This window comes from Gordonia sp. (in: high G+C Gram-positive bacteria) (genome assembly GCF_049647785.1).
GTDB lineage: Bacteria > Actinomycetota > Actinomycetes > Mycobacteriales > Mycobacteriaceae > Gordonia.
On record NZ_JBARYI010000035.1, the window covers coordinates 24077 to 30349 of the forward strand.

The window sequence follows — 6273 nt, forward strand, 5'->3', positions numbered from 1 at the left end:
CGTGGGCGGGCGGGGGTCTCGGCGGTTATTGGCTCGACCTAGCCTGCGTCGAAGTACGAGGTTTCCAGGTACTCGTGCACGGCCTTGGCGTGCACGCGGAACGAGCGGCCAACGCGCACGGCAGGCAGTTCGCCGTTGTGCACGAGACGGTAGACGGTCATCTTCGAGACACGCATCAGTGATGCGACCTCGGCGACGGTGAGGAACTGAGTGGCAGACGCTCCGTTGACTCCGCGGTCTGCGAAATCGTTACGTTCACCAGGCTTTTCTGCTGCAGCCATGAAAATACCAACCTTCGGTGCACGCATCGCGGCCACCGGCTTCCCCTCCGGCGGACATCAGACACGTACGTGCTAGCAGCAGCTTAGCGTGACTAATGTGAAAAGTGCGACGTGAGTGGCGAAATGCTGGCGACTCGCCGCGCGCTACGGCTCGTAAATCCCGCATTCCCGCAGGCTGGGCCGCTATTGTGCCTCGCCTGCAGATTCGGCACCAAGTTGAACGCCCATTCCAGAACCCTCAACTTCCACTCGACGTCCAGTTTTCGCGCTGACTTCAGCACAGGCAGCCGTTGCCTCGTTGACGGCATGCCGCAAGCCATACCGCTCAAACTCTCGCAGGGCGGCCGCGGTGGTACCGGCAGGCGAGGTGACCGCCGCACGCAGTTCCAGCGGCGACAGCCCCGATTCGCTCAACAACATGCCCGCACCCTTGATGGTCTGCACGGCCAGTTCGCTGGCCTGCGGACGCGTCAGACCCAGCGCCACGCCCGCGTCGATCAGCGCCTCAACCATCAGGAAAAAGTACGCGGGCCCGGAGCCGGAAATCGCGGTGACCGCATCCATCAGCTTCTCCGGCACCACGGTCACCTTGCCGACCGACTCGAGCAGTCGCACCGTCAGCGCCACTTGCTCTTCTTCGGCATAGCGTCCGGGGCTGACGGCCGACATCGCTTCCCCGACCAGCATCGGGGTGTTCGGCATGACGCGAATGACCGGCGAACCGGCCTGCAGCGCATTCTCGTAGCGCGAGGTAGGGATACCGGCGACCAAAGTAACGGTGATGCGTTCGAGTTCGCTGTTGTCGTCGGTCACCGACAGCTTGCTAAGGACACCGTCGACGGCATCGGGCTTGACCGCGATGAACACCACGCGTGCGCCTTCGACAGCGTCGCTGATGTCGTCGGTCACCCGAATCCCGTAATCCTCGACGAGCTCGGCCGACCGTTCCGGCGACAGTTCCACGACGGCGAGGTCGCGGGCCGACTTGCCCGCGCCAATCAAACCGGCCAGCAGTGCCTCACCGATCTTGCCGCCTCCGATGATTACGACGCGTTCGGCCATGGTCGACCACTACCTTTCACAAAGAAGTTTTCACCGCGATTTTTCGCGATGAGTCAGGAAACGATTAGAGCAGCTTCGCTATTGGGACGCTGCGGGGATCAACGCTAACTGGCGCGATTGAGCGACCGTCGCGCCGGTGGCATCAAGGACAACGTGATCTTCAGCGAACATGCCGTGACCGACTTCGGAGGTGGTCGCCGCGAATCGCAGCCAGCCGTCGGGCCGATCTTGAGCAATGTCGGGGATACGTCGCAAATAGGTCGTCAGCTGGACCGTCGGAGCCCAGCCGAACATCCCGAGGTTCATCACGACGGGCGGCGACAGATCGGCCACCAGGATCGGGAAGTCGGCCCGCACGCCGGGCGCCTGCCGATCGGCGTTCTTGGGTCGAGTCCATCCGCGCACCAGCGGTTCGCCCTTTTCGCCGCGGGCGGCTGGAAACTTGTCCATGTCGAGAACCACGTCGAGCGCGGCCCCAAGGTGGACGACGTTGCCCATCGGGGTGGAGTACAGATCGACCGAACCGGCTGGCGGTTCGACCGGCAGGTCGCTGACCGGCGTTTCGGCTCGGTAGTGAGCGTCGCCATGATCGGGACGACCCAGCGTGACGGTGGAAGTAACCATGGTGCGGTCGTGCTGGCGGACATCCACGCGCGCCAGCGACACCGTGCGCCCAGTCTTGATCAGCGACACCTGAACGTCGACCTCGGCAGGGTCGGGTGCCAGCAGATAGTCCGACGCGATGGCCAACACCCCGGCTTCGGGATCCGGACCACCGAGGTCACGGTAGGCCTGCCTAGCTGCCGCCGCGACCACCATTTGCAAGCTGCCGCCGTGCACTTTGGGCCCGATTGTGAACACCGGGTCGATCGTGGCGCGGTAGGTCGCGCCCCCGTCCGACGGCGAGCCCAATTGAGTCACGGATGTTAGGGATGAGAGGTCAGTCGACATGGCTGGCATCTTTCGGTTCCCGGCGCAGGTGAGTCCGCGCGAAATCCAGGGAGCGTGCCAGCATCGCGGCGCGCTCATTCTTGGTCCGGGCCGATCCCGTTTGCACCTCCAGGACCACCGCGCCGGCGAAGTTGCTGGCGGCGAGGTTGCGGCACACTTCGATACACGGCTGCGACCCGTCCCCGGGAATCAGATGTTCATCGTGCGCGGCACCGGTTCCGTCGGTCAGGTGCAAGTGTTCCAAGCCGGCACCCATGCGTTCCTGCAGGCCGAGCGCGTCGGCACCAGCGGTCGCCGCGTGCGACAGGTCGAGCGTGTAGTGCTCGTAGCCGTCCGCCGTCGGATCGATCGACTTACCGAACGCCGATGCGCTGCGGCCCGGGTCACCACCCCGTGCGGCCATGCGGCGCGCTGACCGCTCCCCCGCGCCAAAGATTCGGTCGGCACGCATCGGGAACATGTTTTCTACCGCGACAGCCACATCCGACGACGCTTCCAGTTCGGCCACGAGGTCGTCGAAGGCGGCGACGTACTCGCGCTGCCAGCGGAAGGGCGGATGAACCACCACGGTGCCGGCACCGAGGTCTTCGGCGGCTTGCACGGAACGGCGCAGTTTGAGCCGCGGATCGCGGCCCCAAACTCGCTGCGAAATCAGCAGGCAGGGGGCATGCACGGAAAGCACCGGCACCTGGTATTTCTGCGACAGGTGCGTCACATGGGCGACGTCTTGGCTGACGGAGTCGCCCCACACCATGAGTTCGATGCCGTCGTAGCCGAGGTCGGCGGCGTACCGGAACGCGGCCTCCGTGTTCTGCGGATACACCGACGCCGTGGAGAGCCCAATGGGGATCGGGAATTGGAGTTCAGACACGTGTACCGGCTCAGGCCGCCAGCAAGACGAGCGGCCCGATGGTCACCAGCATGCCGACACCGAGCGCCAGGAGCGTGGTCGCCAGGTCGCGCTTACGGAGGATGTGCGCAAAGGTGACGATCGCGAAGATCACCACAACCGCCAGAATCAGCGCCAAGTACACGTAACGCTTCCACAGTTCGGTAAAGCCCCAGAACAGGCCGGCACCGATCACCAGTCCGCCAACCATTTCGGCGAGCAGCGTCAGCCACCCCATGAGGGCCGACGACCCCAGAGCTGCGGTCTTGTCGACGTTTGCCGACGTACTGGTGCCGACAGCCTCGGCGTCTACGCCGGAGTCGGCGATCAGGCCGCCCGCCTCGTCCAGATCGTCCCCGACCTCCGCGTCATCGACCAGCGAAGTCGCCTGTGACTTCTTCGCGGCCTTCACCCGGCGTGCCCGCTTACGCAGCGAACGCTTGTCCGGCTTGGCGGCAGCCAGGATCTCCGGGGTGTCATCGGCTTCATCGAGTTCCGGCTCGACCGACGTCTCATACTCGTCGAAGGTCTCGTCCAGCTCGCGCTCATCAAGATCGGTGTCGACGAGTGCGAGTTCATCAATCTCGGTATCAGCTTCGGGGCCGTCGACGAGGGACTGGAGCTGAGCGGTCGTCGCGACATCGGGGCCCCCGCCGGCCGCACCGACGACCACCGGTGTACCCGACGTGACCGGTGCGGTGCGGTATTCGACGGGCGGCAGGTCGACACCGAGCAGATCGTCGGCGGCAACCCGGGTAAAACCGTCGGTCGCAAAGTCTTCTTCGTCGTCGTAGACGATCGGGATAATGCCGGTGACCGCATTGGCCGCCGGATCGGGAGCTGGCTCGGCCTTCGGTTTGACCGGCGGATGCGACGGCATGCCTGACGCGCCGACCGTCCGTCGTCCGGCACGACCTTCGTCGTCAGGGGACTTCGGGAACGCCGCATCCGTCTCGGATCGAGCAATCAGCTCCGAGACAGTGATCGGCCTTGCTCGTGGACCGGAATCCTTGGCCATACCTGGGGTACCCCGTTTTCAGCGTCGAACTGTCAACATGTCGTGTCCGAAAGTTCTCCGGACGCCCGCACCGAGGACACTCGGCTAGCCAGCACTCACCATGGCCCCGGCCGGCTCGGCATCGAGGCGTCGAAGGATGACACCTTCTCGCAGAGCCCACGGACAGATCTCAAGTGTATCCACACCGGTGGCCCGCATCGCTGCCTCTGCCACCAGCGCGCCCCCGACGATTTGTGCCGCACGGTCGGCGCTCACGCCCTCGAGTCCAGCCCTGTCGGCCGCCGTCATCCGGGAAATGAACGCAATCAGTTGTCGTAATCCACTCACGGTGAGAGTCCGACGCACACGCGGTCCCGCACCCGACGGTGCCGCGCCGGTTAGTCGGGCCAGGGATCGGAAGGTCTTCGAGGAGCCGACCGACAGTTCAACTTTTCCGGCGGCGGACAGTTCCTTCGCGGGTTCGCGAAGTTCAGCGTCGAGCCAGTCGCGAAGCACCGACACGTGCCGCTTGCTGGGTGGGTCACCGGGCAGCCAGTCGCGGGTCAGCCGACCGGCGCCGAGCGGCAACGACAACGCGACGTCGGGTTCTTCGTCGACGCCGCTGGTCATTTCGAGACTGCCACCGCCAATATCGAAGGTGAGGATGCGGCCCGCGCTCCAGCCGTACCAGCGGCGAACCGCGAGCGACGTCAGGCGGGCTTCGTCGACTCCTTCGAGCACGTCGACGGTAAGACCCGAAGCGTCCTTGACCTGCTTGAGTACCTCGTCGGTGTTGGTGGCGTCGCGGACCGCCGACGTCGCAAACGCCATCACCTGTTCGCAGCCGGATGCCTTCGCGATCCGCGAAAAGTCTTCTACCGTCGAGGTGAGGGCGTCGGCACCGGATTTGGTAATCCGGCCCTCCTCGTCGATCTCCTCTGCTAGCCGCAGCACGGCCTTCGTCGAACTCATCGGGCTGGGGTGACCACCTCGATGCGCGTCGACAACGAGCAGATGAACGGTGTTGCTGCCTACGTCGAGCACTCCTAGTCGCACGTGGTCAAAACTACTGGTCCGCGCGCCTCAACGCGACCCGACGTGCCCAAACGCCCGATGGGACTACGGTAGGTCGTTGAACCGAAGAAAGAACGATGGTGGCTGACTCCAAGAAATCTAAGGGCAACAAGCGCCCTGCCGCACCGGTCCCGGAAGTCCCGTTGGACTTTGCGCGCGAATGGTACGAGTTCGTCGACCCGGACGACTCAGATCACGTGATCACCGCCGACCTGACGTGGCTCCTGTCTCGATGGAATTGCGTCTTTGGCACGCCCGCCTGTCACGGAATCATCGCAAGCCGACCCTCCGATGGTTGCTGTACCCACGGCGCGTACCTCAGCGACGAGGAGGACCGTGAGAAGTTGGCCGCGGGTGTGGCGATGTTGACGAAGGACGATTGGCAGTTCTTCGATGTGGGTTCGGCAGACGATCCCCTCGATGAGGGTGGTTACCTGGTTGAAGCCGACGACCTCGAAGGCGAACCCGCCCTGAAGACTCGCCTGCACGACGGTGCCTGCATTTTCTTGAACCGCCCCGGGTTCCCCGCGGGGCAGGGCTGTTCACTGCATTCGATGGCCTTGCGCAAGGGCCTCGAACCGCTCACGGTGAAGCCCGAAGTCTGCTGGCAGCTACCGATGCGTCGCGAAGAAGAGTGGGTAACTCGGCCCGACGACACCGAGGTTTTGAAGACCACGATCACCGAGTTCGATCGTCGTGGTTGGGGCGAGGGCGGACATGACCTCGATTGGTATTGCTCGGGATCGCCCGAGGCGCACACCGGTGCCAAGCAAGTCTTCGAGTCGTACCGCCCCGAACTCGTCGAACTGATCGGCGAGAACGCCTACGAGGTCCTCGCTGCCGCCTGTCGTCGTCGAACTGAACTCGGCCTGGTCGCCGTCCATCCGGCCACCGCCGCCGCCACGTCCCGCCGAAAGACGGACCTCAAGTACGAGCAGCTATAGGCGCTCACCCCACCCGCGCGGCGCGTTCTCGCATGATGCGTCGATTCCCGCACTATGTCAGACGTAGTGCGGGAA

At 64.5% G+C, this 6273-nt stretch carries 7 protein-coding genes; 1 reads left to right on the forward strand and 6 read right to left on the reverse strand.

The window, feature by feature from the left end:
- Positions 1-38 precede the first annotated feature (38 nt).
- The 6 genes from WBA38_RS05585 to WBA38_RS05610 form a co-directional block, all read right to left on the reverse strand.
- Positions 39-281, reverse strand: a complete 243-nt coding sequence (locus tag WBA38_RS05585) for a helix-turn-helix domain-containing protein (protein ID WP_424294309.1) — start codon at positions 279-281, stop codon at positions 39-41.
- Positions 282-464: 183 nt separating this feature from the next.
- Positions 465-1343, reverse strand: coding sequence for a pyrroline-5-carboxylate reductase (gene proC / locus WBA38_RS05590; RefSeq protein WP_424294303.1), 879 nt, complete (start codon positions 1341-1343; stop codon positions 465-467).
- 78 nt (positions 1344-1421) lie between these two features.
- On the reverse strand, positions 1422-2294 hold the full coding sequence (locus WBA38_RS05595; protein ID WP_424294304.1) for a thioesterase family protein: 873 nt from the start codon (positions 2292-2294) through the stop codon (positions 1422-1424).
- Positions 2284-3165, reverse strand: coding sequence for a sugar phosphate isomerase/epimerase family protein (locus WBA38_RS05600; protein WP_424322272.1), 882 nt, complete (start codon positions 3163-3165; stop codon positions 2284-2286). Before WBA38_RS05600 ends, WBA38_RS05595 begins: the two co-directional genes overlap by 11 nt.
- Before the next feature lie 10 nt (positions 3166-3175).
- Positions 3176-4201: a hypothetical protein gene (locus WBA38_RS05605; RefSeq protein ID WP_424322273.1), complete on the reverse strand. Its 1026-nt coding sequence runs from the start codon at positions 4199-4201 to the stop codon at positions 3176-3178.
- Positions 4202-4285: 84 nt separating this feature from the next.
- On the reverse strand, positions 4286-5236 hold the full coding sequence (locus tag WBA38_RS05610; RefSeq protein ID WP_424294307.1) for a Ppx/GppA phosphatase family protein: 951 nt from the start codon (positions 5234-5236) through the stop codon (positions 4286-4288).
- 98 nt (positions 5237-5334) lie between these two features.
- Between WBA38_RS05610 and WBA38_RS05615 the strand changes: the two genes are divergently transcribed.
- Entirely contained in the window at positions 5335-6198 is an 864-nt protein-coding gene (locus tag WBA38_RS05615) for a hypothetical protein (RefSeq protein ID WP_424322274.1), read from the forward strand.
- Positions 6199-6273 lie beyond the last annotated feature (75 nt).

Excerpts from the sequence above, each read along its gene's own strand:
- WBA38_RS05585 (WP_424294309.1), bottom strand. The coding sequence starts at position 281 with ATGGCTGCAGCAGAAAAGCCTGGTGAACGTAACGATTTCGCAGACCGC.
- WBA38_RS05605 (WP_424322273.1), bottom strand. The coding sequence starts at position 4,201 with ATGGCCAAGGATTCCGGTCCACGAGCAAGGCCGATCACTGTCTCGGAG.
- WBA38_RS05595 (WP_424294304.1), bottom strand. The coding sequence starts at position 2,294 with ATGTCGACTGACCTCTCATCCCTAACATCCGTGACTCAATTGGGCTCG.
- proC (WP_424294303.1), bottom strand. The coding sequence starts at position 1,343 with ATGGCCGAACGCGTCGTAATCATCGGAGGCGGCAAGATCGGTGAGGCA.